Origin of the sequence: Variovorax sp. UC74_104, assembly GCF_044055375.1 — a bacterium.
In the GTDB taxonomy this organism is placed as follows: domain Bacteria; phylum Pseudomonadota; class Gammaproteobacteria; order Burkholderiales; family Burkholderiaceae_C; genus Variovorax.
This window is the reverse complement of record NZ_CP171978.1, coordinates 295,725-318,871: the sequence shown is the minus strand read 5'-3', so window position 1 is coordinate 318,871 and position 23,147 is coordinate 295,725. Positions and strand designations below refer to the sequence as shown.

General features: G+C 67.9%; 24 protein-coding genes and 1 pseudogene. 16 read left to right on the top strand and 9 right to left on the bottom strand.

Annotation, left to right across the window (positions count from 1 at the left end):
* The first annotated feature begins 25 nt into the window (after positions 1–25).
* Both ACHMXA_RS01585 and ACHMXA_RS01580 read left to right on the top strand, forming a co-directional pair.
* Positions 26–1,147, top strand: a complete 1,122-nt coding sequence (locus ACHMXA_RS01585; protein ID WP_395317934.1) for a citrate synthase/methylcitrate synthase — start codon at positions 26–28, stop codon at positions 1,145–1,147.
* A gap of 103 nt (positions 1,148–1,250) precedes the next feature.
* A complete protein-coding gene (locus ACHMXA_RS01580) occupies positions 1,251–2,261 on the top strand; it encodes a hypothetical protein (RefSeq protein ID WP_395317932.1) in 1,011 nt (336 codons plus the stop codon).
* Here the strand turns inward: ACHMXA_RS01580 and ACHMXA_RS01575 are convergent.
* From ACHMXA_RS01575 to ACHMXA_RS01545, 7 genes are all read right to left on the bottom strand, one after another.
* Complete coding sequence (locus ACHMXA_RS01575) at positions 2,252–3,502, bottom strand: phenylacetate--CoA ligase family protein (protein ID WP_395317930.1); 1,251 nt, start codon at positions 3,500–3,502, stop codon at positions 2,252–2,254. The two genes, ACHMXA_RS01580 and ACHMXA_RS01575, sit on opposite strands and share 10 nt — an antisense overlap.
* Before the next feature lie 331 nt (positions 3,503–3,833).
* On the bottom strand, positions 3,834–4,646 hold the full coding sequence (locus ACHMXA_RS01570; RefSeq protein ID WP_026346745.1) for an ABC transporter ATP-binding protein: 813 nt from the start codon (positions 4,644–4,646) through the stop codon (positions 3,834–3,836).
* Positions 4,647–4,746: 100 nt separating this feature from the next.
* On the bottom strand, positions 4,747–6,078 hold the full coding sequence (locus tag ACHMXA_RS01565; RefSeq protein ID WP_176665113.1) for an ABC transporter substrate-binding protein: 1,332 nt from the start codon (positions 6,076–6,078) through the stop codon (positions 4,747–4,749).
* A 58-nt stretch (positions 6,079–6,136) separates the two neighbouring features.
* Positions 6,137–7,201, bottom strand: a complete 1,065-nt coding sequence (locus ACHMXA_RS01560; protein WP_176665112.1) for a branched-chain amino acid ABC transporter permease — start codon at positions 7,199–7,201, stop codon at positions 6,137–6,139.
* Position 7,202: 1 nt separating this feature from the next.
* Complete coding sequence (locus ACHMXA_RS01555) at positions 7,203–8,132, bottom strand: branched-chain amino acid ABC transporter permease (protein ID WP_176665111.1); 930 nt, start codon at positions 8,130–8,132, stop codon at positions 7,203–7,205.
* Positions 8,133–8,134: 2 nt separating this feature from the next.
* Positions 8,135–8,968, bottom strand: a complete 834-nt coding sequence (locus ACHMXA_RS01550) for an ABC transporter ATP-binding protein (protein ID WP_395317926.1) — start codon at positions 8,966–8,968, stop codon at positions 8,135–8,137.
* The gene (locus tag ACHMXA_RS01545; RefSeq protein ID WP_395317925.1) at positions 8,965–10,920 is read right to left on the bottom strand and encodes an AMP-dependent synthetase/ligase; all 1,956 of its coding nucleotides are present in this window, start codon (positions 10,918–10,920) and stop codon (positions 8,965–8,967) included. Before ACHMXA_RS01545 ends, ACHMXA_RS01550 begins: the two co-directional genes overlap by 4 nt.
* An 84-nt stretch (positions 10,921–11,004) precedes the next feature.
* Here ACHMXA_RS01545 and ACHMXA_RS01540 point away from each other — a divergent pair, with 84 nt between their 5' ends.
* The 4 genes from ACHMXA_RS01540 to ACHMXA_RS01525 are packed head-to-tail and all read left to right on the top strand — an operon-like array spanning position 11,005 to position 13,357.
* Positions 11,005–11,784, top strand: coding sequence for a Crp/Fnr family transcriptional regulator (locus tag ACHMXA_RS01540; RefSeq protein WP_395317923.1), 780 nt, complete (start codon positions 11,005–11,007; stop codon positions 11,782–11,784).
* The gene (locus tag ACHMXA_RS01535) at positions 11,781–12,257 is read left to right on the top strand and encodes a hypothetical protein (RefSeq protein ID WP_395317921.1); all 477 of its coding nucleotides are present in this window, start codon (positions 11,781–11,783) and stop codon (positions 12,255–12,257) included. The genes ACHMXA_RS01540 and ACHMXA_RS01535 overlap by 4 nt, the downstream gene beginning before the upstream one ends.
* Positions 12,258–12,315: 58 nt before the next feature.
* Positions 12,316–13,080: an SDR family NAD(P)-dependent oxidoreductase gene (locus ACHMXA_RS01530; RefSeq protein ID WP_395317919.1), complete on the top strand. Its 765-nt coding sequence runs from the start codon at positions 12,316–12,318 to the stop codon at positions 13,078–13,080.
* A 19-nt stretch (positions 13,081–13,099) separates the two neighbouring features.
* Positions 13,100–13,357 carry a hypothetical protein gene (locus tag ACHMXA_RS01525; protein ID WP_176665105.1) on the top strand — a complete coding sequence of 86 codons (258 nt, stop codon included), beginning with the start codon at positions 13,100–13,102 and terminating at the stop codon, positions 13,355–13,357.
* A 136-nt stretch (positions 13,358–13,493) separates the two neighbouring features.
* Here ACHMXA_RS01525 and ACHMXA_RS01520 read toward each other — a convergent pair whose 3' ends face one another.
* Entirely contained in the window at positions 13,494–14,507 is a 1,014-nt protein-coding gene (locus tag ACHMXA_RS01520) for an MBL fold metallo-hydrolase (RefSeq protein WP_176665104.1), read from the bottom strand.
* Positions 14,508–14,567: 60 nt separating this feature from the next.
* The gene (locus tag ACHMXA_RS01515; RefSeq protein ID WP_395317916.1) at positions 14,568–15,554 is read right to left on the bottom strand and encodes a Bug family tripartite tricarboxylate transporter substrate binding protein; all 987 of its coding nucleotides are present in this window, start codon (positions 15,552–15,554) and stop codon (positions 14,568–14,570) included.
* 361 nt (positions 15,555–15,915) lie between these two features.
* On the opposite strand from ACHMXA_RS01515, the gene ACHMXA_RS01510 reads away from it, so the two are divergent.
* The 10 genes and pseudogenes from ACHMXA_RS01510 (at position 15,916) to ACHMXA_RS01465 (ending at position 23,138) form a co-directional block, all read left to right on the top strand.
* Complete coding sequence (locus ACHMXA_RS01510; RefSeq protein WP_395317914.1) at positions 15,916–16,749, top strand: transporter substrate-binding domain-containing protein; 834 nt, start codon at positions 15,916–15,918, stop codon at positions 16,747–16,749.
* A gap of 46 nt (positions 16,750–16,795) precedes the next feature.
* Positions 16,796–17,461, top strand: coding sequence for an amino acid ABC transporter permease (locus ACHMXA_RS01505; protein ID WP_395317912.1), 666 nt, complete (start codon positions 16,796–16,798; stop codon positions 17,459–17,461).
* Complete coding sequence (locus tag ACHMXA_RS01500) at positions 17,458–18,123, top strand: amino acid ABC transporter permease (protein WP_395317910.1); 666 nt, start codon at positions 17,458–17,460, stop codon at positions 18,121–18,123. Before ACHMXA_RS01505 ends, ACHMXA_RS01500 begins: the two co-directional genes overlap by 4 nt.
* Positions 18,120–18,242 (top strand): annotated as a pseudogene (locus ACHMXA_RS01495) (amino acid ABC transporter ATP-binding protein); the annotation flags it as partial. The gene ACHMXA_RS01500 and the pseudogene ACHMXA_RS01495, both read left to right, overlap by 4 nt.
* Before the next feature lie 79 nt (positions 18,243–18,321).
* Complete coding sequence (locus tag ACHMXA_RS01490; protein ID WP_395321199.1) at positions 18,322–18,939, top strand: amino acid ABC transporter ATP-binding protein; 618 nt, start codon at positions 18,322–18,324, stop codon at positions 18,937–18,939.
* Positions 18,936–20,276, top strand: a complete 1,341-nt coding sequence (locus ACHMXA_RS01485) for a M20 family metallo-hydrolase (protein ID WP_395321197.1) — start codon at positions 18,936–18,938, stop codon at positions 20,274–20,276. Before ACHMXA_RS01490 ends, ACHMXA_RS01485 begins: the two co-directional genes overlap by 4 nt.
* A gap of 7 nt (positions 20,277–20,283) precedes the next feature.
* Complete coding sequence (locus tag ACHMXA_RS01480; RefSeq protein WP_395317908.1) at positions 20,284–21,000, top strand: DUF1989 domain-containing protein; 717 nt, start codon at positions 20,284–20,286, stop codon at positions 20,998–21,000.
* Positions 21,001–21,152: 152 nt separating this feature from the next.
* Positions 21,153–21,677 carry a helix-turn-helix domain-containing protein gene (locus ACHMXA_RS01475; protein ID WP_395321195.1) on the top strand — a complete coding sequence of 175 codons (525 nt, stop codon included), beginning with the start codon at positions 21,153–21,155 and terminating at the stop codon, positions 21,675–21,677.
* A 13-nt stretch (positions 21,678–21,690) separates the two neighbouring features.
* Positions 21,691–22,635: an agmatinase gene (gene speB / locus ACHMXA_RS01470; protein WP_395317906.1), complete on the top strand. Its 945-nt coding sequence runs from the start codon at positions 21,691–21,693 to the stop codon at positions 22,633–22,635.
* 125 nt (positions 22,636–22,760) lie between these two features.
* On the top strand, positions 22,761–23,138 hold the full coding sequence (locus ACHMXA_RS01465; RefSeq protein ID WP_395317904.1) for a VOC family protein: 378 nt from the start codon (positions 22,761–22,763) through the stop codon (positions 23,136–23,138).
* The last annotated feature ends 9 nt before the right edge of the window (positions 23,139–23,147 follow it).

Here is a 23,147-nt window from a genome sequence, read left to right as displayed (position 1 = left end):
TCGTGACAACCAGGAGCAAAGAGCGATGAACAACGACGATGGCAGCCTCGAAGGCGTGGTGGCTGCGCATACCGTGCTGTCCGAGGTGGACGGCGCGGCCGGCCGGCTGGTGATCCGCGGCCATGAACTCGACGAGATCGCGCAGCGCTGGCGCTATGAGGACGTGGTGCACCTGCTCTTCGAGGGCTTCTTCGACACGCTGCCTGCCGCCTCGGCACTACGCCGCGCCATCGGCCGTGCGCGCCGCGAGGCCTTCGAGCTGCTGCAGCCGAACGACGACGCCTTGCTGTGCCGCATGCCGCCCATCGAGGCCGTGCGCGCGCTGATGGCCCGCCTGCCCGATGGCGACGACCTGCCGACCGCGCTGCGCCTCGTGGCTGCGCCGGCCGTCTATACCGCCGCCGTGATGCGCTGGCGCCTGGGCGTGCCGGCACTGGCGCCCGACGAGGCACTGCAGCATGCCGCAGACATGCTGCGCATGCTGCATGGCCGCTCGCCCACGCCCGCGCAGAGCGCCGCGCTCGACACCTATCTCGTCACGGTGTGCGACCACGGCCTCAATGCATCGACCTTCGCGGCGCGCGTGGTCGCATCGACCGGGGCAGGGCTCGCATCGGCCGTGCTCGCGGGCATCAGCGCGCTGAAGGGGCCGCTGCACGGCGGCGCGCCCGGGCCGGTGCTCGACGCGCTCGATGCCATCGGCAGCGCCGCCAATGCCCGGGCATGGCTGGAGCAGGCCGTGGCCGAAGGCCAGCGCCTGATGGGCTTCGGCCACCGCATCTACCGTGTGCGCGATCCGCGCGCCGATGCGCTCAAGGGCGCGCTGGGGCGGCTCGGCGAGGAGGGCAGCGTGAACGCGGCGCGCTTCGCGCTGGCGGAGGCGGCGGAGCAGGCCGCGCTCGCCATCCTGCGCGAGAAGAAGCCGGGCCGCGCGCTGGAGACCAACGTCGAGTTCTACACCGCGCTGCTGCTGGAAGCCCTGGGCTTCGGCCGCGAGAGCTTCACCTGCGTGTTCGCGGCCGGCCGCGTGAGCGGCTGGGTGGCGCATGCGCGCGAGCAGGTGAAGAAGGGGCGGCTGATCCGTCCGCAGTCGATCTACATCGGACCCGAGCCGCAGGAGTCGGGCGAAGCCGCACTCGCGCACTGAGCCTACAGGGGGCGCACGCCGCCATCCGATACGCTCGCCTTTTCCGCAGGGCGCGGCCGCACAGGCCGCACCTTGCATCGTGAAAGGCGAAAGTATTTCCTCCATGACGGCGACTCCCCTCCAGTCGCAGGCATTGCGCCTGCCGCGCGATCTCGCGCTCATCACTGTGGCCATCGACGCCGTGATGGTGCTTCTCAACATGGCCGTCCGGCTCTGGCCCGACTCGCCCGAGTCCGGGCAGCTGCGCAGCGCCTATGCGCTGCCCGGCGTCTGGATCCCGATGGTCTGCAGCATCGCGATGGGCTGGGTGCTGTCGGCGGCGATCGCGTGGTGCCACGGGCGCAATGCGCTGGAAAGGCATGGCGCCGGCAACGTGGCGGGGCTGCCGCAGCCGCGCATGCGCTACGCCGCGGCCTACGTCGTGGTGCTGCTGCTGAACTTCTACGCGCTGAGTCCGCTGCTATACGACCTTCAGCTTCTCTTCATGCCGGGCGGGCGCTTTCATGAATCGCTGGGCTTCACCTCGATGCGCGCGGCGATGCCGGTGTTCGTGTTCCTGCAGTCCGTGGCCCAGCTGATCGTGCTGGTGCTGGGCATCTGGCTCTCGGCCTGGATCGCGCTCAGGGGCGCCCGTGCCGGATCGGCGGACGCGCAGGCCGACGAGGTGCCAGGCGGGCCGCCGACGCGCCGTGCGGTGGCGCTCGTGGCTGCCTCGGTGTTCGCGTCGCTGCAGATGTGGAGCGGCGCCGCCATGAGCCGATGGAGTTCCATGACGCAAGGCCTGGACGGTCCCGCGCTGCTGGTCGCCTGGGTGGTGCCGCCGCTCGCGGCCTTCGGCCTCGCGTTCTGGGGCGCATGGCTGGGCGCCGCGCCGGTCTTCTCGCGGGTGCGGCCGTTCAGGGCGGTGGGAGCGTCGGTGCTTGCCTTCGTGCTGGTGCAGCTGCTGTGCATCGCGGCCGGACTCGCGTGGCTGGCGATGGCGGTCTGGCTGCACGGCTTCAACAGCGCGGGCAGCCTCGTCGGCTTCGCGCTGGCGCTCGTGCTGGTCTACACCGTGCTCGCGGTGGTGCTCACGCGCGCCACCGTGCGCGGGCTGTATCGCCGCTACTTGTAGCTGCGCGCGTCCTCGATCACCTTGCCGTCGTTGGGCAGCGAGCCCGCGCCCACCACGACGACTTCGCCGCGCAGCTTGGTCACTTCGCGGATGGCCTCGCCCACGCGCGCTTCCAGCCCTTCAGGAGCCGCGCCCGCGCATTCGAGCTGCAGCGTCATCCTGTCGTCGCCCGTCTCGCCGGATACGACCAGCCGCGCGCGCTGCACTTCGGGAAAGCGCCGTGCGATCTCGGCCACTTGCGAGGGATGCACGAACATGCCGCGCACCTTGGTGGTCTGGTCTGCACGGCCTATCCAGCCCTTGATGCGCCTGTTGGTGCGGCCCGTGGGGCAGGTGCCCGCCAGCACGGCCGAGAGGTCGCCGGTGCCGAAGCGCACCAGCGGGTAGTCGGGGTTGAAGGTGGTGACGACGATCTCGCCGACTTCGCCGTCGGGCACCGGATCGCCGGTGCCGGGGCGCACGATTTCCACCAGCACGCCCTCGTCGAGCACCAGCCCCTCGCGTGCGCTGGTTTCATAGGCGATGAGGCCCAGGTCGGCGGTCGCATAGCACTGCGTGCCCTTCACGCCGCGCGCGGCGATCCAGTCGTGCAGGCTCGGCGGAAAGGCCTCGCCGGAGACGAGAGCCTTGGTCAGCGAGGGCAGCTTCAGGTTCTTCTCCTCGGCCTTCTCCAGCAGGATCTTGAGGAAGCTCGGCGTGCCCGCATAGCCCTCGGGCTTGAGGTCGACCATCGCCTCGAGCTGCTGCTCGGTCTGGCCGGTGCCGCCCGCGAAAACGGTGCAGCCCATGGCGTGCGCGCCGCTTTCCATGATCGAGCCCGCGGGCGTCATGTGGTAGCTGAAGCTGTTGTGGATGAGCTCGCCGCCGCGAAAGCCCGCCGCATGCAATGCGCGCGCGGTGCGCCAGTAGTCGCGCGCCTCGCCCTCGGGCTCGTAGATGGTGCCGGGGCTCGCGAACACGCGCGGCATGCGCGGGCCGCGCACGATCGACGAGAAGCCGCCGAAGGGGTCGTCCGCACGGCGCGCCTTCTGCAGTTCGAGCAATTCCGATTTGCGCGTGACCGGTAGTTTCGCGAGCGCGTCGCGCGTGGTGACGTCGGCGGGCTTCACGCCATCGAGGATCTTCGCGAAGGCGGGTGCCGCGGTCTGCGCCTGAGCGATCTGCTTCGGCAGCGCGGCCAGCAGGTCACGCTCGCGTTCGGCGGGGTCCCGGATCTCGAGCTTGTCGTAGTGGTCGGTCATGTCCGTACCCTTTGTCTTTCAATTCGGTTCTTCAACCACGCTGATGTGTTCAGGGTGCGTGCACAGGCCACCGGGTACTCCCCTCCGCGAATGTCCCCCGGCCTGCGGCCTCCTCCTTTATTTCGCTGCGGGGAGCACCCGGTAGCCTGTGCACCAGGGCACGCTGTGGGTGATCGCCGATCAACCAGAGCTCTGAACCGATCACGTCGATGGGGTGCCTTGCGCAGCGAAATAAAGGAGGAGCCCGAAGGGCGGGGGACATTCGCGGAGCAAGGTACCCCGTCGGCGTGATCGCGCCCCGAATGGCAACGCGGCGAAAACGTCGGAACGGTCAAGCCAGCCACCTCTTGCGCCGCTTGTAGCTCTTGACGTCGCGGAAGCTTTTCCGGTCCGCGCCACCGACGCCCAGGTAGAACTCCTTCACGTCCTCGTTCTCGCGCAGGCTCTTGGCCTCGCCGTCCATCACGATGCGGCCGTTCTCCAGGATGTAGCCGTAGTCGGCGTAGCGCAGCGCCATGTTGGTGTTCTGCTCGGCCAGCAGGAAGGTCACGCGCTCCTTGGCGTTGAGGTCCTTCACGATCTCGAACACTTCCTCCACGATCTGCGGCGCCAGGCCCATCGAGGGCTCGTCCAGCAGCACCATGGTCGGGTTGGCCATCAGCGCGCGGCCGATGGCGCACATCTGCTGCTCGCCGCCCGACGTGTAGGCCGCCTGCGAGGTGCGGCGCGTCTTCAGTCGCGGGAAATACGCGTACACCTTCTCCAGCGTCTGCTGCACCGCGGCCTTGCCGTCGGTGCGCGTGTAGGCGCCGGTCATCAGGTTCTCCTCGATGGTCAGGTGCGCGAAGCAGTGGCGGCCTTCCATCACCTGGATCAGCCCGCGCTTGACCAGCTCGGCCGGCGACAGCGCTTCGATGCGCTCGCCGCGCAGCTCGATGGTGCCCTTGGTGACCGCGCCGCGCTCGCCCGCGAGAAGGTTGCTCACCGCGCGCAGCGTGGTCGTCTTGCCCGCGCCGTTGCCGCCGAGCAGCGCCACGATGCCGCCGTCGGGCACCGTCAGCGACACGCCCTTGAGCACCAGGATCACGTGGTTGTAGATGACCTCGATGCCGTTGACGTTGAGGAGGATGTTGGATTCGCTCATGGTGTGGTCCGAAGCATTCGAAAGAACGGCGACGTGCGATACCCGCCGCTCTTGCGAATGGCGGCTCTCGCGAGCCGCCACGGAACGCCTGCTCAGCGCATCAGGACTGGCAATCCGCTGCTTCGCGGCGCGTGAGCTTCTTCTCGCCCGCGTACTTGTCGGCAGCCGTCTTCACCATCGGCTTGATGATCTGCTCGTCGGCCTGGTACCAGTCGGACATGTCGCCCCACTTCGCGCCGTCCCAGGTGTGCACGCGCGCCCAGGTGGAGCCCATGTGGTCCTGGCACGAGGTGCTCACCGGTCGCATCACGCCCGAGAAGCCCAGCGCGTCGAGCTTCTTCTGGTCGAGCGCGAGGTTCTCCATGCCCCAGCGCACCTGCTCGCCGGTCATGACCTTGCCCTTGCCGAAGCGCTCCTGCGCGCGCTTGACGGCCTCGATGGTCAGCATCTGGATGATCACGCCGCGCGTGTAGAGCACCGAACCCACCTCGTCCTTCGGACCTGTGCCCTGGCCCTTGTCGTGCACCTGCTTGAGGATGTCCTGGATCACCTTGGGCTCGGTGCCCGAGGTGTTCAGCGCCAGCGCGTGGTAGCCCTTGGCGTTCGCACCCACGTCCTTCACGTCGGGCTCGGCGCCGGCCCACCACACGCCGTACATCTTCTCGCGCGGGTAGCCGGTGGCAACGGCCTCCTTCAGGGCGGTGGAATTCATCACGCCCCAGCCCCACAGCAGCACGAAGTCGGGCCGCTGCTGGCGCACCTGCAGCCAGGCCGATTTCTGCTCCACGCCGGGCGCGGTCACCGGGATCAGCGAGAGCTCGAAGCCGTTCTGCTTGGCGCGCTCCTGCAGCAGCGGGATCGGTTCCTTGCCGAAGGGCGAGTCGTGATACACGAGGGCGATCTTCTTGCCCTTGAGCTTGTCCATGCCGCCTTCCTTCTTCCCGATGTGCTGGATCAGGATGTCGGCCGCGGTCCAGTAGGAGCCCATCAGCGGGAAGTTCCACTTGAAGACGCCGCCGTCCTGCGAGGCGGCCAGGCCGTAGCCCAGCGTGATCAGCGGGATCTTGTCGGTGGGCACCTTGTCGGTCAGCGCGAAGGTGATACCGGTGGCCTGCGGATCGAAGAGCGCCACGCCCGGGCGGCCTTTCAGGCGCTCGTAGCACTCGACGCCCTTGTCGGTGGCGTAGCCGGTCTCGCACTCCTCGTACGCGATCTTCACGCCGTTGATGCCGCCGTTGGCGTTGACCAGCTTGATGTAGTCCTGCTTGCCGTTGGCCCAGGGCGTGCCGTTGGGTGCGTAGGGGCCCGTGCGATACACCAGCAGCGGGAAGAACTGTTCCTTCGCCTGCGCCTGCGCGAGCGATGGCGCGAGCATGGCGCCGAGGGTGCTGGCCACCAGGGCGGCGGTCAGAGCGAGCGATTTCAGTTTCATGCCTGTCTCCTTTGTGGGCACCTCGGTGCCGGGTTTTCTACGAACGGAACTCATCACCTCAATGCGGGAAGGGCCACAGCCGCAGCTTCTCCTTGGCCGTGGACCACAGCCGCGCGAGGCCGTGCGGCTCGACGATCAGGAAGAACACGATCAGCGCGCCGAAGATCATGGTCTCCAGGTGCGAGGCCAGCGCGGTGGAGATCGAGAAGCCCAGCCACGCGGGCAGCTGGTTCAGAAAGAGCGGCAGCAGCACGATGAATGCGGCGCCGAAGAAGCTGCCCATGATCGAGCCGAGCCCGCCGATGATCACCATGAACAGCAGTTGGAACGAGCGGTCGATGCTGAACGCAGCCGGCTCCCACGCGCCCAGGTGCACGAAGCCCCACAGCGCGCCGGCCACGCCGACGATGAAGCTGCTCACCGCGAAGGCCGTGAGCTTGGCGTACACCGGGCGGATGCCGATCACCGCGGCCGCCACGTCCATGTCGCGCATCGCCATCCACTCGCGGCCGATGGCGCTGCGCACGAGGTTCTTTGCCAGCAGCGCGAACACCGAAACGAAGATCAGGCAGAACAGGTACTTCTGCACCGGCGATTCGATGGGCACGCCGAACACGTTGAGCCCCGCCACGCTCACCGAGCCGGAAGAAGAATTGTTGGTGAACCACTGGATGCGCAGGAAGGCCCAGTCGGTGAAGAACTGCGCCGCCAGCGTGGCCACCGCGAGGTACAGCCCCTTGATGCGCAGGCTCGGAATGCCGAAGAGCACGCCGATCACCGTGGCGCACAGGCCGCCCAGCAGCAGCGATGCGATGAGAGGCATGCCCTCGATGCGCACCTGGAAGTTGTAGGCCGCGTAGGCGCCCACCGCCATGAAGGCGCCCGTGCCCAGCGAGATCTGCCCGCAGTAGCCCACCAGGATGTTCAGCCCCAGGGCAGCGAGCGACAGGATGAGGAAGGGCGTGAGGATGGCGCGCATCCAGTAGTCCGACACGCCCAGCGGCACCACCACGAAGGCCACGAGCAGCAGAACGAGGATCGCGAGGCGGTCCTGCGCGATCGGGAAGATCTGCTGGTCGGCGCGGTAGCTCGACTTGAATTGGCCGTTTTCTCTGTAGAACATCTCAGACCCGATCAATGATCTTTTCGCCGAACAGGCCCTGCGGACGCACCAGCAGGAACACCAGCGCCAGCACATAGGCGAACCAGATCTCGATGCCGCCGCCGAACATCGGACCGAGATAGATCTCGGAGAGCTTCTCGCCGACACCGATCAGCAGGCCGCCGATGATGGCGCCCGGAATGGAAGTGAGCCCGCCCAGGATCACCACCGGCAGCGCCTTCAGCGCCACCAGCGACAGCGAGAACTGCACGCCCAGCTTTGATCCCCAGATGATCCCGGCCACCAGCGCCGAGAAGCCGGCCACCGACCACACGATCACCCAGATGCGCTTCAACGGAATACCGATGGACTGCGCGGCCTGGTGGTCGTCGGCCACCGCGCGCAGGGCCCGGCCGGTGGACGTCTTCTGGAAGAACACGGCGAGCACCACCACCAGGCCCGCCGCCACCAGCGCGGCGATCAGGTCTTCCTGGCTCAGCAGCAGCCCGCCCTGGAAGGTGTTCTCCAGCACCATCAGCGGCTCCTTGGGCATGCCCACGTCGATCTTGTAGATGTCGTTGCCGAAGATCGTCTGGCCCATGCCGTCGAGGAAGTAGGCGATGCCCAGCGTGGCCATCAGCAGCGTGATGCCTTCCTGGTTCACCAGCTTGCTGAGCGCGAGCCGCTCGATGAGCCAGGCCACGACGATCATCACCGCCATGGCCGCGACGAAGGCCAGGATGTTCGCGAGGATCTGGCTCTGGAAGCCGAACCACTGCGGGAACCACTCGGCGAACCGCGCCATCGCCAGCGCCGCGAACAGCACCATCGCGCCCTGCGCGAAGTTGAAGACGCCGGAGGCCTTGTAGATCAGCACGAAGCCGATGGCGATCAGCGAATAGAGCATGCCGACCATGAGACCGCCGAAGAGGGTTTCGAGGAAAAAGCCCATGCTCAATGCTCCACGCCGAGGTATGCCCGGATCACGTCTTCGTTGTTCCGGACTTCATCCGGCGTGCCGTCCCCGATCTTCTTGCCGTAGTCCAGCACCACCACCCGGTCGGAGATGTCCATCACCACGCCCATGTCGTGCTCGATCAGCACGATGGTGGCGCCGAACTCGTCGTTCACGTCGAGGATGAAGCGGCTCATGTCCTGCTTCTCTTCGACGTTCATGCCCGCCATGGGCTCGTCCAGCAGCAGCACCTGCGGCTCCATCGCGAGCGCGCGGCCCAGGTCGACGCGCTTCTGCAGGCCGTAGGGCAGGCGGCCCACGGGGGTCTTGCGGTGCGCCTGGATCTCGAGGAAGTCGATGATGTGCTCGACGAACTCGCGGTGCGCGAGCTCCTCGCGCTCGGCCGGGCCCCAGCGCAGCGCCTGCGCGAACAGGCCGCTCTTCATCTTGAGGTTGCGCCCCGTCATGATGTTGTCGAGCACGCTCATGCCCTTGAAGAGGGCCAGGTTCTGGAAGGTGCGCGCCACGCCCATCTCGGCCACCTGGCGCGAGTTCATGTGCTTGAAGGTCTTGCCGCGGAAGGTGATGGAGCCCTGCTGCGGCCAGTAGACGCCGTTGATGCAGTTCAGCATCGAGCTCTTGCCCGCGCCGTTCGGCCCGATGATGGCCCGCACCTCGTGCTCGCGCACGTTGAAGCTGATGTCGGTGAGCGCCTTCACGCCGCCGAAGCTCAGGGAGATGTTCTGCACGTCGAGGATGACGTCGCCATCCTTGCGGCCGCCTCGTGTCGTTGTTGCAAGCATGGATGCCTCGGTGAGGTTGTGCGCGTTCATGCGGCCACCTTGATCAACGGAAAGCGCTTCGCGTCGACGATCTTCAGCGTGGCGCTCACCGAGCCCGTGCGGCCGTCCTCGAACTTGACCTGGGTCTCGATGAACTGCTCTTTCCTGCCACCGTAGAGCGCGTCGACCAGCACCGCGTACTTGTGGGCGATGAAGCCGCGGCGCACCTTGCGCGTGCGGGTCAGCTCGTCGTCGTCGGGGTCGAGCTCCTTGTGCAGCACCAGGAAGCGCGCGATCTGCGTCTCGCCCATGCCGTCCTCGGCCGCCAGGTCGGCGTTCACCTTGGCGATGCACTCGGCCACCAGCGCGAGCACGTCGGGCTTGCCGGCCAGATCGACGTAGCCGCCGTATGCCAGGCCGCGGCGCTCGGCCCAGTTGCCCACCGCTTCGTAGTCGATGTTGATGGCGGCGCAGACCTCGCTGCGGCCGTTGCCGAAGCACACGGCCTCCTTGATCTGCGGGAAGAACTTGAGCTTGTTCTCGATGTAGTTGGGCGCGAAGATCGCGCCGCCCACGAGCCGGCCCACGTCCTTGGCGCGATCGATGATGCGCAGGTGGCCCTCGCTGTCGAGCACGCCGGCGTCGCCGGTGTGGAAGTAGCCGTTCGCGTCCAGCACCTCGGCGGTGGCGTCGGGGCGCTTGTAGTACTCCTTGAGCACCGACACGCCGCGCACCAGCACCTCGCCGTCGTCGGCGATCTTGAGTTCGATGCCTGGCGCGGCCGTGCCCACGGTCTGCAGCTTGACCTTGCCGTCCTGCTGCAGGCACACGTAGGCGCAGGTCTCGGTCTGGCCGTAGAACTGCTTCAGGTTCACGCCGATGGAGCGATAGAAGCGGAACAGGTCGGGGCCGATGGCCGCGCCCGCCGTGTAGGCCACGCGGATGCGGCTCATGCCCAGCACGTTGCGCAGCGGGCCGTAGATCAGCAGGTCGCCCAGGCGGTACATCAGGCGATCGCGCAGGCTCACCGGCGCGCCGTTGAGGATGTCGGCGCCCACGCGCTGCGCCAGCGCCATGAACTTCGCATACAGCCAGCGCTTGGGCGCGGCCGCGTCCTCCATGCGGATCGACACGGCGGTGAGCAGCCCCTCGAAGGTGCGCGGCGGGCCGAAGTAGTAGCTCGGGCCGATCTCGCGCATGTCGTTCATCACCGTCTCGCTCGACTCGGGGCAGTTGAGCGTGAAGCCGCCCACCAGCCACTGCGCCACCGAGAACAGGTGGTCGCCCACCCACGCCATCGGCAGGTAGCTCATGATGTTGTCGCCGGGGCCGAGCCTGTCGGTCTCCACGCCCCCGCGTCCCGCCGCGATGAAGCTCGCATGCGTCTGGCACACGCCCTTGGGGCGGCCGGTGGTGCCGGAGGTGTAGAGGATCACGCCGACGTCGGTAGCTTCGCCGCTGGCCACCGCGCGGTCGTAGTGGCCCACGTTGGACTTGTCGAACTCGCGGCCCAGTGCGCGCAGTTGCTCGTAGCTCATGAGCCCGGGCTGGTCGTAGTGGCGCAGGCCCTTGGGGTCGTCGTAGATGATGTAGCGGATGCCCGGCTGCCCGCCCTGCTGCAGTTCGCGGCACTCGAGCAGCTTGTCGACCTGCTCCTGGTCCTCGACGATCACGAATTCGATGCCGGCGTCCTGCAGCATGAAGACCATCTCGCCGGCCACCGCGTCCTGGTACAGCGGCACGGGCACGCCGCGCAGGCTCTGCGCCGCGACCGCCGACATGTACAGGTGCGGCCGGTTGGCGCCGACGATCGCGAGGTTGTCGAAAGGCCTGAAGCCCAGGCTCGCGAGGCCGCAGGCGATCTCGCGAACTTCCTGCGCCACGGCGCTCCAGCTCCAGGTTTGCCAGATGCCGAGGTCCTTCTCGCGCATGGCGGGGGCTTCGGGCCGGGCCTCGGCGTGCGCGAGCAGCAGACGGGGAAAGGTGGGGGCGGTTGTTTGCACAGTGGGCGGATCGTAGGACTCACTTTGACGCCCGGTTGTCGTTCCAACGACAATCCTAGGGACACTACTCCCCGGAGTTTCCCGATGCCTCACGGCAATTCCAACCACAACGGCGCGCTCGGCGGTTCGACCATCAGGGACCGGGTGCGTCCCGCCGATGCCGCGGAGCTCGAAGGCATTCCGTGGCTGTCGAAGCTCACTCCTGCCGAGCGCCGTCGCGCCGAGGCCGCGCTGGTGGTCGGCGAGGCCGAGCCCGGCGACCTGGTGTGCCGCGTCGGGCGCTCGCCCACCTACTGGTTCGGCGTGGTCGAGGGCCTCTTGAAGATGAGCAACGACAACGCCGATGGCGGCTCCGTCACCTATACCGGCGTGCCGCCCGGCGGCTGGTTCGGCGAAGGCACGGTGATGAAGCGCGAGCCCTACCGCTACAACATCCAGGCGCTGCGGCGCAGCCTGATCGCCGGCCTGCCGATCGAGAGCTTCCACTGGCTGCTCGACCACTCCATCGGCTTCAACCGCTTCGTGATGAACCAGCTCAACGAACGGCTGGGCCAGTTCATCGCGGCGCTCGAGATCGACCGGCTCAACAACCCCGACGCGCGCGTGGCGCGCAACCTGGTGTCGCTCTTCAACCCGGTGCTGTACCCCGGCGTGGGCGAAGTGCTGCGGATCACGCAGCAGGAGCTGGCCTACCTCGTCGGCCTCTCGCGCCAGCGCGTGAACGAGGCGCTCAACGGCCTGTCGGCGCAGGGGCTGATCCGCGTGGAATACGGCGGGCTGCGCGTGCTCGACCTGCCGGGCCTGCGCGCGACCGCGATGTCGAACAACAAGAAGAACGCTATGGCGGAAAAGGAAAGAACATGACTCTCAAGGACCAGCTCCTGGTGGTGCCCGCGAACGCGGAGGCCGCCTTCATCCCGCCGCAGCCCGAAGTTCCTGCGAAGGCGAGAGCGAAGGCGGAAGACACCGGCCCCACGCTCGAGGAAGCGCTCGCGCGCAACGAGGCGCTCACCGAGAAGATCGAGGCGCTGGACGCCGTGCTCGCCAAGCCGCTCAGCGAGATCCTCGCCGACCGCGAGAAGGCCGAGGAAGCCGCTCTCGCGTGGGATCGCTTCGGCGCGATGTGGATGCTCTCGCAGCGCGCGATGCGCCGCGTGGCGCTCGATCTCGCGGCGCAACTGGGCGTGAGCGAGGAAGAGGTGGTGGCGCGCGCGATGGCCAATGCCAACGCGGTGCTCAACGGCGCGGACGAGGTCGACCTGGGCGGCACCATCGCGCCGGCACAGATGCAGCACATTGCGCGGCATCGCAACTTCCTGAGGAAGCAGTTCAAGTAGGGACAAGCGATTCGCTTTAACCTTCCGGCCTTCGTTCCATCAACAAAGACTTTTCCAGATGTCCACCTCCCACCTCACCCTCATCACCGGCGCCTCGCGCGGCCTGGGCCAGGCCATGGCCGAGCAGTTGCTGCAGGCCGGCCATACGGTGATCGGCATTTCGCGCAAGCAGTCGCCCGCGCTGGCCGAAGCGGCCAAGGCCGCCGGCGCCGAGATCACGCAATGGGAGCAGGACCTGTCCGACCCCGTTGCCGCCGCCGAGCGCCTCTCTGCCTGGCTCAAGACTGTCGACGCGCAGCGCTTCGACAGCGTCACGCTCATCAACAACGCCGGCACGGTCGGCAACCCGGCGCCGCTGTCGCGCGCGGTGGGGTCCGAGCTGTCGCAGGCGCTGCGCATCGGCCTGGAAGCGCCGATGCTGCTGACGGCGGCGTTCCTGGGCGCCACGCGCGAATGGCACGGTGTGCGCAAGGTGCTGAACATCTCCTCGGGCCTGGGCCGCAACGCCATGGGCAGCCAGGCGCCCTACTGCGCGGCCAAGGCCGGCATGGACCACTTCTCGCGCGCCGTGGCGCTGGAAGAGGCCAATGCGCCGAACGGCGCGCGCATCGTCTCGCTGGCGCCGGGCGTGATCGACACCGACATGCAGGTTCAACTGCGCGGTGCGTCGGCCGAGAAGTTTCCGGACCGCACGCGCTTCGAGAAGATGAAGAACGAAGGCATGCTCGACAGCCCCGCCAGCGCTGCTGCCAAGGTGCTCAAGTACCTGGCGCGCGCGGACTTCGGCGCGAAGCCGGTGGCCGACGTGCGCGACCCCGATTGAGCGGAAGGCGAGCGACCCCATGGCAACGGCCCAGGCCATCGACACCGGCGAGTACAAGCTCTTTCCCTCGCCGCGCAACGTGCACCGCATCGTGTTCGAACACCAGGTGTTCGTGCCCCATCCCTACGCGCTGATCGTGATGAACGAGTTCGGCTTCAAGGGGCGCTACAGCCTGTTCTCGGCCTGCCGCATGAAGGACGGGAAGATGGGGCAGGTGGTGACGTTCGAGGACGTAGGGGACGTGGACGTCTTCAATCGCAAGTTCGTACCGGACTGAGTCCGGTATTTCTCCCTCCCCCGCTGGGGGAGGGCAGGGGTGGGGGCACGCGGCCCATGCGCCGCCAGCGGCCTTTTCAAGCGCCGACTGCCCCCATCCCGACCTTCCCCCAGAGGGGGAAGGAGCAGGCCCCGCTTCACTGCATCGCAAACCTGTCCCGCTGCGCCTGCGCGCATTCCCCCATCACGCCCAGCGCACGCTCCACCGTCGGCGTGCCCATCACGAACGGGTTCGCTGCGCCCGCGGGCTGCTGGCGCAGCGCGGCCATCTTGGCCTGCGAGCTGTCGACGTTCGAGTGGTTCGACAGCATCACGTCGATGTTCTGCGCCTTCACGATCGAATCCATGCGCTTCGTGGACGCGATGTAGTTGTCCAGCCGCGGCACGTCCTTGCCGAAGTTGAAGCCCGTGCCGCCCCAGAGCATGGCGCGGTGCTTCCTGCCGTTCTCGCTCACGTCGAACACCGGCGACAGCGTGCCCATGGTGTGGCCCGGCGTGAGGTAGAGGGTGACGGTGGTGTCGCCCAGCGTGACGCGGTCACTGTCCTTCACCGAGATGTCGCGCTTGGGCGGCGCGCCCCAGATCGGCGTGGCGAATTCCAGCTTGGTCTCGGTCATCGTCCAGTCGGCATCGCTCATCACCACGCGCGCGCGGTATTTCTGCGCGAGGTAGGGGGCGCCGCCGTAGTGGTCGCCGTGGCCGTGCGTGACGATCACGTACTTGATCTGCGCCGGGTCGAGGCCCAGCTTTCGCATGCCGCCTTCGATGAGCGCGGCCGCCTCCACCTGGTTGTTGAGCGCATCGATGAGGATGATGCCGTCCGAGGTCTTGATGGCCCAGGCGCTGACCCAGTCGGCGCCCACGAAGTAGAGGTTGTCGAAGGCCCTGGCCGGCGGCGGTGCGGGCTTGTTGATGAGCAGGGGCAGGCCCTTGTCGAGCTCTTCCTGCGGCGGGCGTGTGGCCGGAGCGGGCTTGCACAGCGACAGCAGCGGCCCGAGGTCGGTGCCCGCGGCCTTGGTGGCTGCGGCGACGTGCGCGGCGACGGTGGCGTCTGAAGGCTTCTGCGCGGCAGGTGGTGTTTGCGCGCAGCCCTGGAAGAGGACGACGGCCGCCGCGAGGGCAGCCGTCTTCAATGGAAGCGAAGGAACCATCGGTGTCTCCATGCCGTCGTTGCGGCCTGTTCTGGAGACACCATTCTGCGACGCGAAGGCTTATTCGATTGTCGCGCCCGAGGCTTGCACGATGCCCTTCCACTTCTCGTAGTCGGTCTTCAGCAGCGCGCCGAACTGCTCGGGCGTCATGCTCTGCGGCTCGGCGCCCTGGGCGATGATGGCCGCCTTCATCTCGGGCGTGGCCAGCAGCTTGTTGACCTCGGCATTCAGCGTGGCCACCACGTCCTTCGGCGTGCCGGCGGGCACGAAGAGGCCGTACCAGGTGCTCACGTCGAAGTCCTTGTAGCCGAGCTCGGCCACGGTGGGCGTCTCGGGCAGCGAGGTGCTTCGCTTGGCCGAGGTGACGGCCAGCGGGCGCAGCTTGCCGGCCTTGATCTGCGCCATGGCCGAAGGCACCGACGACACCATCAGGTCGACGTTGCCCGCGAGCACGTCCATCATGGCTGCGTTGGAGCCCTTGTAGGGCACGTGGCGCATCTTGATCTTGGCGGCGCCGTTGAAGATCTCGCCGGCCAGGTGGATGGTGGTGCCGTTGCCGGGCGAGCCGTAGGTGACGGTGTCGGGCGCGGCGCGCGCGGCCTTCACCACGTCGTCGAGCGTCTTGAACTTGGAGTTGGCCTGCGTGACGATCACCACCGGCGTGTAGGCCACGTGGGCCACGGCAGTGAAGTCCTTCACCGGGTTGTAGCTCAGGTTCTTGTAGAGCCAGGGCGCGACGACCATGTTGTCCTTCTGGCCCATCACGATGTCGTAGCCGGTGGGCGTCGCGCGCGCGGCCTCGGCGATGCCGATGGTGCCGCCTGCGCCCGCGCGGTTGTCGGGCACCACGGTCCAGTGTTTGGCCTCGGTGAGCTTCTGGGCCACCAGGCGCGCGAGGATGTCGGTGCCGCCACCGGGCGGGAAGGGCACGACCATGCGGATGGGCTTGGCGGGATAGGCGGTGGACTGTGCGTGCGCCGCAATGCCGGCGAACGCCATGGGGATTGCCAGCGCAATGGCCAGCGGGCGGATGAGTTTTCGGATCATGGGTTCTCTTTGTCTCTGGACTGATCGCTGATCGGGTTGCAGCCTGAAGGCTTCGCTTCGCCTCACTGCACCAGCGGTGCAGTGTGCCGCAACCGGCCAGGCCGGGATTTCGCGGTTCGCGATGGCCGTCTTCTCCAGATGTGGCAGCTCGCGACGGTTTGGCACGCCTGCAGTGCGCCCGGTGCGCGCCGGAAGAGGCCCATTCTTCCTTTTGTGCTGCCGTTCGCACCACGACTGTGCCGCCAGCCCGGTTTCGGCTGGCATGAAACTTGTGTGCGCGTTGTGCAAGTAACTTGCATAAATGCAAGTAGCTTGCTGATCCCGTTAACACCTGTTTCAATCCACACCCGAGGGCCTGGTCATGCTGTTACATCGCGCAATCGCTGGCGTTCTTTCCCTGTTTCTGCTTGGTGCCGCGCACAGCGCCGACATGCTGGAAACGGTGAAGAGCAAGAAGGAAATCGTCGTCGGCACCGAGGCGCAGTTCGCGCCCTTCGAGTTCCTGCAGGACGGCAAAATCGTGGGCTACGGCCCCGACCTCATGCGCCTGATCCTGGCGGACCTGCCCGAGGTCCGGGTCAAGCAGCTCGACGTGCCGTTCCAGGGCATCCTGCCGGGCCTGGCGACCAAGCGCTTCGACTTCGTCGTGACCTCGGTGACGCTCACGAAGGAGCGCGCCGACAAGTTCGCCTTCACCGTGCCCATCGCCGACGCCACGACGGCGCTGGTCAAGCGCAAGGAGGACAGCGCGCTCGCCGACCCCGCAGGCATCGCCGGCAAGACGGTCGGCTCGCAGGCGGGCTCGGCCCAGCTGAAAGCGCTGCAAGACTACGCGAAGAAGCTGCAGGCCGAAGGCAAGCCGGCGGTCACCATCCGCGAATACGTGAGCTTCGACGAAGCCTATGCCGACCTGGCCGCTGGCCGGCTCGCGGCGGTGGCGCAGTCGCTCTCCAATCTGGCGACGCTGGTCAAGACGCGCGGCGACATCTACGCGGTGATGCCGGCGCCCATCGGCCCCAAGACCTACTTCGGCTGGGTCGGCCGCAAGGATGCGGACAGCGCGCCGCTGGTCAAGTTCTTCAGCGACGGCATCGCGCGCGCCCAGAAGAGCGGCAAGCTCAAGGAGCTGCAGATGAAGTGGTTCGGCTTCACGATGGACGTGCCCACCGACGCGGTGCCGGCGCCCCAGATGTGAGCGGGCCCGCAAGAAACGACGCTTCCTGAGCACCACGCACCGTCCGATGAACGCGGCAACCCTTTTCGAGCGCCTGGCCGCCTACCTGCCGGTACTGCTGCAGGGCCTCGCCACCACGCTGAGCGTGGCGGTGGCGGCCATCCTGCTGGGCTTTGCCTGGGGTGCGGTGCTGCTGGGCCTGTCGCTGCGGCGCGGCGGCCGGGGCGTGCTGCCCGCCGCGGTGCGCACCTACCTGAGCTTCTTTCGCGGCACGCCGCTGCTGGTGCAGCTGCTCATGCTCTTCTACCTGCCCAGTGCCTACGGCGTCGATCTGCCGCCGCTGCTGGTGGCCATCGTCGCGCTGGGCCTGAACTCCGCCGCGTTCCAGTGCGAGATCCTGCGCGCCGGGCTGGTGGCGGTGCCGGCGGGGCAGATCGAGGCGGCCGCCTCGTTCGGCATGCCGCCCGCGCGCATCTTCCGCCACGTGCAGCTGCCGCAGCTTGCGCGGGCCGTGTGGCCAGCCGTGGTGTCCGAAGCCATCGACGTGGTGAAGAGCTCGGCCATCGTCTCGGTGATCGCGGTGGCCGACCTCGGGCGCAGCGGCCGGCAGATCGTGGCGGCCAATTTCAGGCCGCTGGAGGTGTACGTCTGCGTGGGCCTGTGCTACCTGCTGATGACCGGTGCGGTGCTGTGGCTCGGCCACTGGCTGCGCACCCGGATGGAGCGGCCATGATCGACGCCGCGCTCCTGGGCCAGTTGCTGCCCGAGTTCGGCTCGGCCGCGCTGCGTACCGTGCTGCTCACGCTGGTGGGACTGGCGGGCGGGCTGGTCGTGGGCTTCGGTTTTCACGCGCTGCGCGAAACCGGCTGGCGCGCGGCGCGCTGGCTCTATGTCGCCTACACCGGGGTGTGGCGCGGCGTGCCGTTCCTGATCCACCTTTTCATCGTGTACTTCGGCCTGCCGAGCGCGGGCCTCTCGCTCGATCCGTTCGCCGCCGCGGGCCTCACGCTCGCCGTGTACGGCGGCGCGTACTTCGCGGAGATCTTTCGCGCCTGCTGGCAGAGCATTCCGCGCGGCCAGATCGAGGCGGCCCGGTGCATGGGCCTGTCCTCCCGCCAGATCTTCGCCACCATCGAATGCCCGCAGGCGCTGCGCGCCAGCCTGCCCCTGATCGCGAGCCAGACCATCCTGCTGATGAAGGAGTCCGCGCTGGCCTCGGTCATCACCTATCCCGAACTGACGATGACCGCCGGCAAGGTCGTGTCGGAGCAGTTCGTCTACGTCGAGCCCTACCTGCTGCTGGCGCTGAGCTACTGGGGCCTGTCGCTGCTCGTCAACCGCGCGGCCGGCACGCTGCGCGCGTGGTCGGCCCTTCGAGAAACACCCCGCCCATGAATGCTTCCGTGACCGTTCCCATCGTCTCCATGCGCGGCGTCGGCAAATCGTTCGGCACGCAGTGCGTGCTGTCCGGCATCGACCTGGACATCCGCAAGGGCGAAGTCGTGTCGTTGATCGGCCCCTCGGGCTCGGGCAAGACCACGCTGCTGCGCTGCATGAACTTTTCTCGAGGCCTACGACGAGGGCGAGGTCCGCATCCGCGGCGCTCTGCTCGGCTATCGCCGCAACGCAGCCGGCGCACTGGTCCGCGAGAGCGAGCGCGTGATCGCCGAGGTGCGCTCGCCGGTCGCCATGGTGTTCCAGCAGTTCAACCTGTGGCCGCACATGACGGTGCTGGCCAACGTGATGGCGCCGCTCACCCTGGCCAAGGGGCTGCGCGAAGACCAGGCCCGCAGCGTTGCCGGGGAGGCGCTGGAGCGCGTGGGCATGTCGGCCAAGGCCGACGCGCGTCCGCCCCAGCTCAGCGGCGGGCAGCAGCAGCGCGTGGGCATCGCCCGGGCGCTCGCGGTCGGCCCCGAGGTGATGCTGCTCGACGAGCCGACCTCCGCGCTCGACCCGGAGCTCGTCGACGAGGTGCTGGAGGTGATCAAGTCGCTCTCGCGCGGCGGCATGACCATGATCATGGTCACGCACGAGATGAGCTTCGCGGCCGAGGTGTCGGACCGGATCGTGTTCATGGAGAAGAGCCGCATCGTGACGATCGGCACGCCGCGCGAGGTGATCCACCAGCCGGAACACCCGCGCATCCGGGCGTTCCTGCAGCCGTGGATTCGCCGCAGCCTGGGCAATGCCGCGGCAGGAGCGGCCGCATGAACCTGCTCGACGAAGTGGGGGATGCGACCGTGGCCCACGAGGTGGCGCACGCGGTCGACGCCGCGCGCCTCGAGGCGCGACTGCGCGGACTGGCGGCGCATGGCGCCGTCGGTACGGGCACCAGCGGCGGTGTGGCTCGGCAGGCGCTGAGCGCGCACGAACTGGCCGCGCGGCGATGGCTGGTGCAGCCGTTCGCGCAGCGGCCCGGCTACCGCATCGGCATCGATGCCGCCGCCAACGTGTTCGTGCGGCGCGATGGACAGGAATCGAAGCTGTCGCCGGTCGTGACCGGCAGCCACATCGACACCCAGCCCCTGGGCGGCTGGCTCGACGGCGCCTTCGGCGTCGCGGCGGGCCTGGAGGTGTTCGACGCGCTCGACCGTCTCGGCCTGCAGACACGCCGGCCGATCGAAGTGGCGATGTGGACCAACGAGGAAGGCTCGCGCTTCGCACCCGGGCTGATGGGCTCGGTGGCCTTCACCGCGCCGCAGTGTCTGGATGCGTTCCTCGGCGTGCGCGACGGCGAAGGCCTGTGCTTCGAGGCAGCGCGCGATGCCGCCGTGGACGACCTGCGCGGCGAGGCGCAGCGCCAAGGCTGGGCCTGGATGGACGACACCCCGCTGGCGCGCCCGGTGCACTGTTTCGTCGAAGCACACATCGAGCAGGGGCCGGTGCTGGAGGCCGAGGGCCTGCAGGTCGGCTGCGTGACGGCGATCCAGGGTGTGCGGTGGTTCCGCATCACCGTGCCTGGGCGCAGTGCGCACGCGGGCACCACGCCGCCGGCCTCGCGCGACGATGCCCAGGCCAAGGCCGTGCGCATGGCCCATGCGTTGCTCGACCACGCGGCGCAGTACGGCGACGACCGGCTGCGCCTGACCATCGGGCGATGGGAGTGCAGCCCTGGGTCGATCAACACGATCGCCGATCGCGTCGTCTTCACCGTCGATGCCCGCCATCCCGAGTCTGCCGCGCTCGATGCGGTGCGCCAGCTCATCCATGCGGCGCTGCCGGCCGGAGGCCAGGTCGAGGTGCTGCAGGACAAACCCACGGTGCGCTTCGACGCCGCGCTCGCAAGCCTCGCACGCGAGGCCTGTGCCGCCCTGCAGCTGAGCCATCGCGAGATGCTCTCGGGCGCCTTCCACGATGCCATGCCGCTGGCCGGCTTCTGTCCCACCGCGATGCTGTTCGCGCCCAGCCGCGCCGGCGTGAGCCACCACCCCGACGAAGACACCCGCATCGACGATCTCGCAGCCTGCACGCGTGCCCTGGCCTGGTGCCTCGCGCGGCTGGCCGGGCCGCTCGCTTCCTCCATCCCCAACGAACCTTCAAAGGACTAGCCAGACCATGGACGACCAAGCCATCTCCCATTCCCATGCGCACACCCACGTCGCCGACAACGGCGAACCCGTCGGTGCCAACAACACGCTGCGCGAGCCCGTGTCGGCCGACGGCACGCCCGAGCTCGGCAGGCGCTACGAGGTCCCCGCGCGCAACGGCCGTGCCGTGCGGCTCGCCAAGGGCCAGGTGATCCGCGTCATCAACACGCACGGCAGCCAGGTGTGCGACTTCTGGGCGTTCAAGGCCGACGACCTGAGCGAATTCATGTCGATGGAGCACGCGCGCGCCGTCATCGACCGCATCATTCCCAAGGCCGGCGATCCGCTGGCCACCAACCGCCGCCGACCCATCATGACGCTGCTGGCAGACACCTCGCCCGGCGTGCACGACACGCTCATGGCCGCCTGCGACGCCTACCGCTACCAGAACCTCGGCGTGACCGAGTACCACGACAACTGCGCCGACAACATGCGCATGGCGCTCAAGGCCATCGGCCTGCGCGCACGCGAGGTGCCGCAGCCGCTCAATCTGTGGATGAACATTCCGGTGGGCCCATCGGGCGGCGTAGACTGGCTGCCGCCCGTATCCAAGGCCGGCGACCATGTGGATCTGCGCGCCGAGATGGACTGCGTGGTGGTCATGTCGGCCTGTCCGCAGGATATTGTCCCGATCAACGACAACCGCCCGGTCGAAGTGCATTTCACCGTGCTGGCAACTGCCTGACCTTCCCCGGCCCGCCGCCGGCTCACCGACGATTCGACATGCGCACTTCCAAGAAGACGACCCCCCTGCCCGTGGCCTCTTCTCCCCCGGCGGCTGGTGCGGACGCGGACCTCGCGCTGTCGGCGCTGGGGCCGCGGCTCAAGCATGCGCGCATGGTGCGGAGCCTGACGCTGAAGGCGCTCGCGGACGCGGCCGGCTGCTCCGAAAGCCTGCTGTCGCGCGTGGAGCGTGGCCAGGTCATGCCGTCGCTGGCCAACCTGCACCGCCTGGCGCGCGCGCTGGACACCAACGTCGCCGAGCTCACGGCTTCCTTCGCGCCGCCCACGTCGCCGGTGACCCGGGCGTCCGAACGCCCGGTGATCGAGTTCACCGGCCTGCGGGGCAAGAAGCGCGGCGTGAAGCTCGAGAGGGTGATCGTGCCGATTCGCGGCCAGCTGCTGCAGGCGGACATCCACGTGCTCGAGCCCAAGGCCGAGAGCCTGGAGCAGATCGCACACGCCGGCGAGGAAATGGGCTACGTGATCGAGGGCGAGTTCGAGCTGCGCCTGCGCGACGAGGTCTACCTGCTGTCGGCCGGCGACTCGTTCTATTTTTCGAGCGACGTGCCGCACAGCTACCGCAATCCCGGCAAGACCCAGACCCGGGTGCTGTGGACCAATACCCCCGCCACGTTCTGAAGCTGCTTTCTCCATGCACACAGACACCGCCATGCAGACGCTGCCGCGCTACAGCGGCATCCCGACCTTCATGCGCGTGCCCTTCGCACAGCGCCTCGAAGACTTCGACATCGCCCTGGCCGGCGTGCCGTTCGACGGCGGCGTGACGGCGCGCCCCGGCGCACGCTACGGCCCGCGCGAGATTCGAAACATGTCGTCGATGACGCGCGCCATCCACCACGTGAGCGGCTTCAACCCCTTCGAGGCGTGCCGCGTGGCCGACGTGGGCGACGTGCCTTTCACCGACGTGTACCACCTGGAGCGTTCGCACGAGGACATCCGCCGCTTCTTCGAGCCGCTGTTCGCCGCCGGCAAGACGGTGCTGGCCGCGGGCGGCGACCACTCGATCACCTTTCCCGTGTTCCAGGCGATGGCGCCTCGCCAGCCGCTGGGCATGGTGCACATCGACGCGCACACCGACACCTGGGACGACTTCCTCGGCTCCAAGTTCAGCCATGGCTCGCCGTTTCGCCGCGCGGTCGAGGCCGGGCTGCTCGACCCGAAGCGCACTATCCAGATCGGCATCCGCGGCGCGCAGAACTCCGACGAAGGCTGGCGCTATTCGCTGGACAGTGGCATGCGCGTGGTCTTCATCGAGGAGTTCGAGGCCAGGGGCGTCGAGGCGATCGTGCAGGAGGCTCGGCGCATCGTCGGCAACGGCCCCACCTACCTGTCGCTGGATGTCGATGGCCTGGACCCGGTATTCGCGCCGGGCACCGGCACGCCCGAGATCGGTGGCATGACCACGCGCGAAACGCTGGGCCTGCTGCGCGGCCTCGACGGCCTGGATTTCGTCGGCGCAGACGTGGTCGAGGTGTCGCCGCCCTACGACCCGTCGGGCAACACCGCGCTGCTGGGCGCCACGCTGATGTACGAACTCCTGTGCCTGCTGGCGCGCAACGTGGCCTCGAAGCGCTGAAACCTTTTGTCGGGAACCTGACTTGACAGGGTCTCGGCGAGCACTGAATACTGCACCGGATGGTTGAGTATTTTTGGCTCGCCTGGCGCCGCTCGATGGTCCGCCGGGCCCTACAGGAGACTCGCATGCTCGGAAACATCAACGCGGTGGCCAACCTGGCGGTGAAAGACCTCGCCACGGCCCGCCGTTTCTACGAGGACACGCTGGGCCTGTCGCAGGTCGATGCGGAAGGCGACGAAGTCATCGTCTATCGCAGCGGCAATACGCGCATCAACGTGTACCGTTCGCAGTTCGCGGGCACCAACCAGGCGACGGCCGTGACATGGTCGGTCGGCGGCGACATCGAGCGCATCGTGGATGCGCTGAAGTCGCGGGGCGTGCGCTTCGAGCACTACGACATGCCTCATGCGAAGCTGGTGGGCGACCTCCACGTCATGGGCGACATGAAGGTCGCGTGGTTCAAGGACCCGGACGGGAACATCCTGAACCTGATCAACGACTGATCGAGAGAT

Coding starts and splice junctions, on each gene's coding strand:
- ACHMXA_RS01510 (WP_395317914.1), top strand. CDS start 15,916: ATGCTGTTACATCGCGCAATCGCTGGCGTTCTTTCCCTGTTTCTGCTT.
- ACHMXA_RS01525 (WP_176665105.1), top strand. CDS start 13,100: ATGGCAACGGCCCAGGCCATCGACACCGGCGAGTACAAGCTCTTTCCC.
- ACHMXA_RS01535 (WP_395317921.1), top strand. CDS start 11,781: ATGACTCTCAAGGACCAGCTCCTGGTGGTGCCCGCGAACGCGGAGGCC.
- ACHMXA_RS01585 (WP_395317934.1), top strand. CDS start 26: ATGAACAACGACGATGGCAGCCTCGAAGGCGTGGTGGCTGCGCATACC.
- ACHMXA_RS01530 (WP_395317919.1), top strand. CDS start 12,316: ATGTCCACCTCCCACCTCACCCTCATCACCGGCGCCTCGCGCGGCCTG.
- ACHMXA_RS01500 (WP_395317910.1), top strand. CDS start 17,458: ATGATCGACGCCGCGCTCCTGGGCCAGTTGCTGCCCGAGTTCGGCTCG.
- ACHMXA_RS01580 (WP_395317932.1), top strand. CDS start 1,251: ATGACGGCGACTCCCCTCCAGTCGCAGGCATTGCGCCTGCCGCGCGAT.
- ACHMXA_RS01485 (WP_395321197.1), top strand. CDS start 18,936: ATGAACCTGCTCGACGAAGTGGGGGATGCGACCGTGGCCCACGAGGTG.
- ACHMXA_RS01565 (WP_176665113.1), bottom strand. CDS start 6,078: ATGAAACTGAAATCGCTCGCTCTGACCGCCGCCCTGGTGGCCAGCACC.
- ACHMXA_RS01575 (WP_395317930.1), bottom strand. CDS start 3,502: ATGACCGACCACTACGACAAGCTCGAGATCCGGGACCCCGCCGAACGC.
- ACHMXA_RS01570 (WP_026346745.1), bottom strand. CDS start 4,646: ATGAGCGAATCCAACATCCTCCTCAACGTCAACGGCATCGAGGTCATC.
- speB (WP_395317906.1), top strand. CDS start 21,691: ATGCACACAGACACCGCCATGCAGACGCTGCCGCGCTACAGCGGCATC.
- ACHMXA_RS01515 (WP_395317916.1), bottom strand. CDS start 15,554: ATGATCCGAAAACTCATCCGCCCGCTGGCCATTGCGCTGGCAATCCCC.
- ACHMXA_RS01480 (WP_395317908.1), top strand. CDS start 20,284: ATGGACGACCAAGCCATCTCCCATTCCCATGCGCACACCCACGTCGCC.
- ACHMXA_RS01465 (WP_395317904.1), top strand. CDS start 22,761: ATGCTCGGAAACATCAACGCGGTGGCCAACCTGGCGGTGAAAGACCTC.
- ACHMXA_RS01560 (WP_176665112.1), bottom strand. CDS start 7,201: ATGTTCTACAGAGAAAACGGCCAATTCAAGTCGAGCTACCGCGCCGAC.
- ACHMXA_RS01520 (WP_176665104.1), bottom strand. CDS start 14,507: ATGGTTCCTTCGCTTCCATTGAAGACGGCTGCCCTCGCGGCGGCCGTC.
- ACHMXA_RS01475 (WP_395321195.1), top strand. CDS start 21,153: ATGGTGCGGAGCCTGACGCTGAAGGCGCTCGCGGACGCGGCCGGCTGC.
- ACHMXA_RS01555 (WP_176665111.1), bottom strand. CDS start 8,132: ATGGGCTTTTTCCTCGAAACCCTCTTCGGCGGTCTCATGGTCGGCATG.
- ACHMXA_RS01505 (WP_395317912.1), top strand. CDS start 16,796: ATGAACGCGGCAACCCTTTTCGAGCGCCTGGCCGCCTACCTGCCGGTA.
- ACHMXA_RS01540 (WP_395317923.1), top strand. CDS start 11,005: ATGCCTCACGGCAATTCCAACCACAACGGCGCGCTCGGCGGTTCGACC.
- ACHMXA_RS01550 (WP_395317926.1), bottom strand. CDS start 8,968: ATGAACGCGCACAACCTCACCGAGGCATCCATGCTTGCAACAACGACA.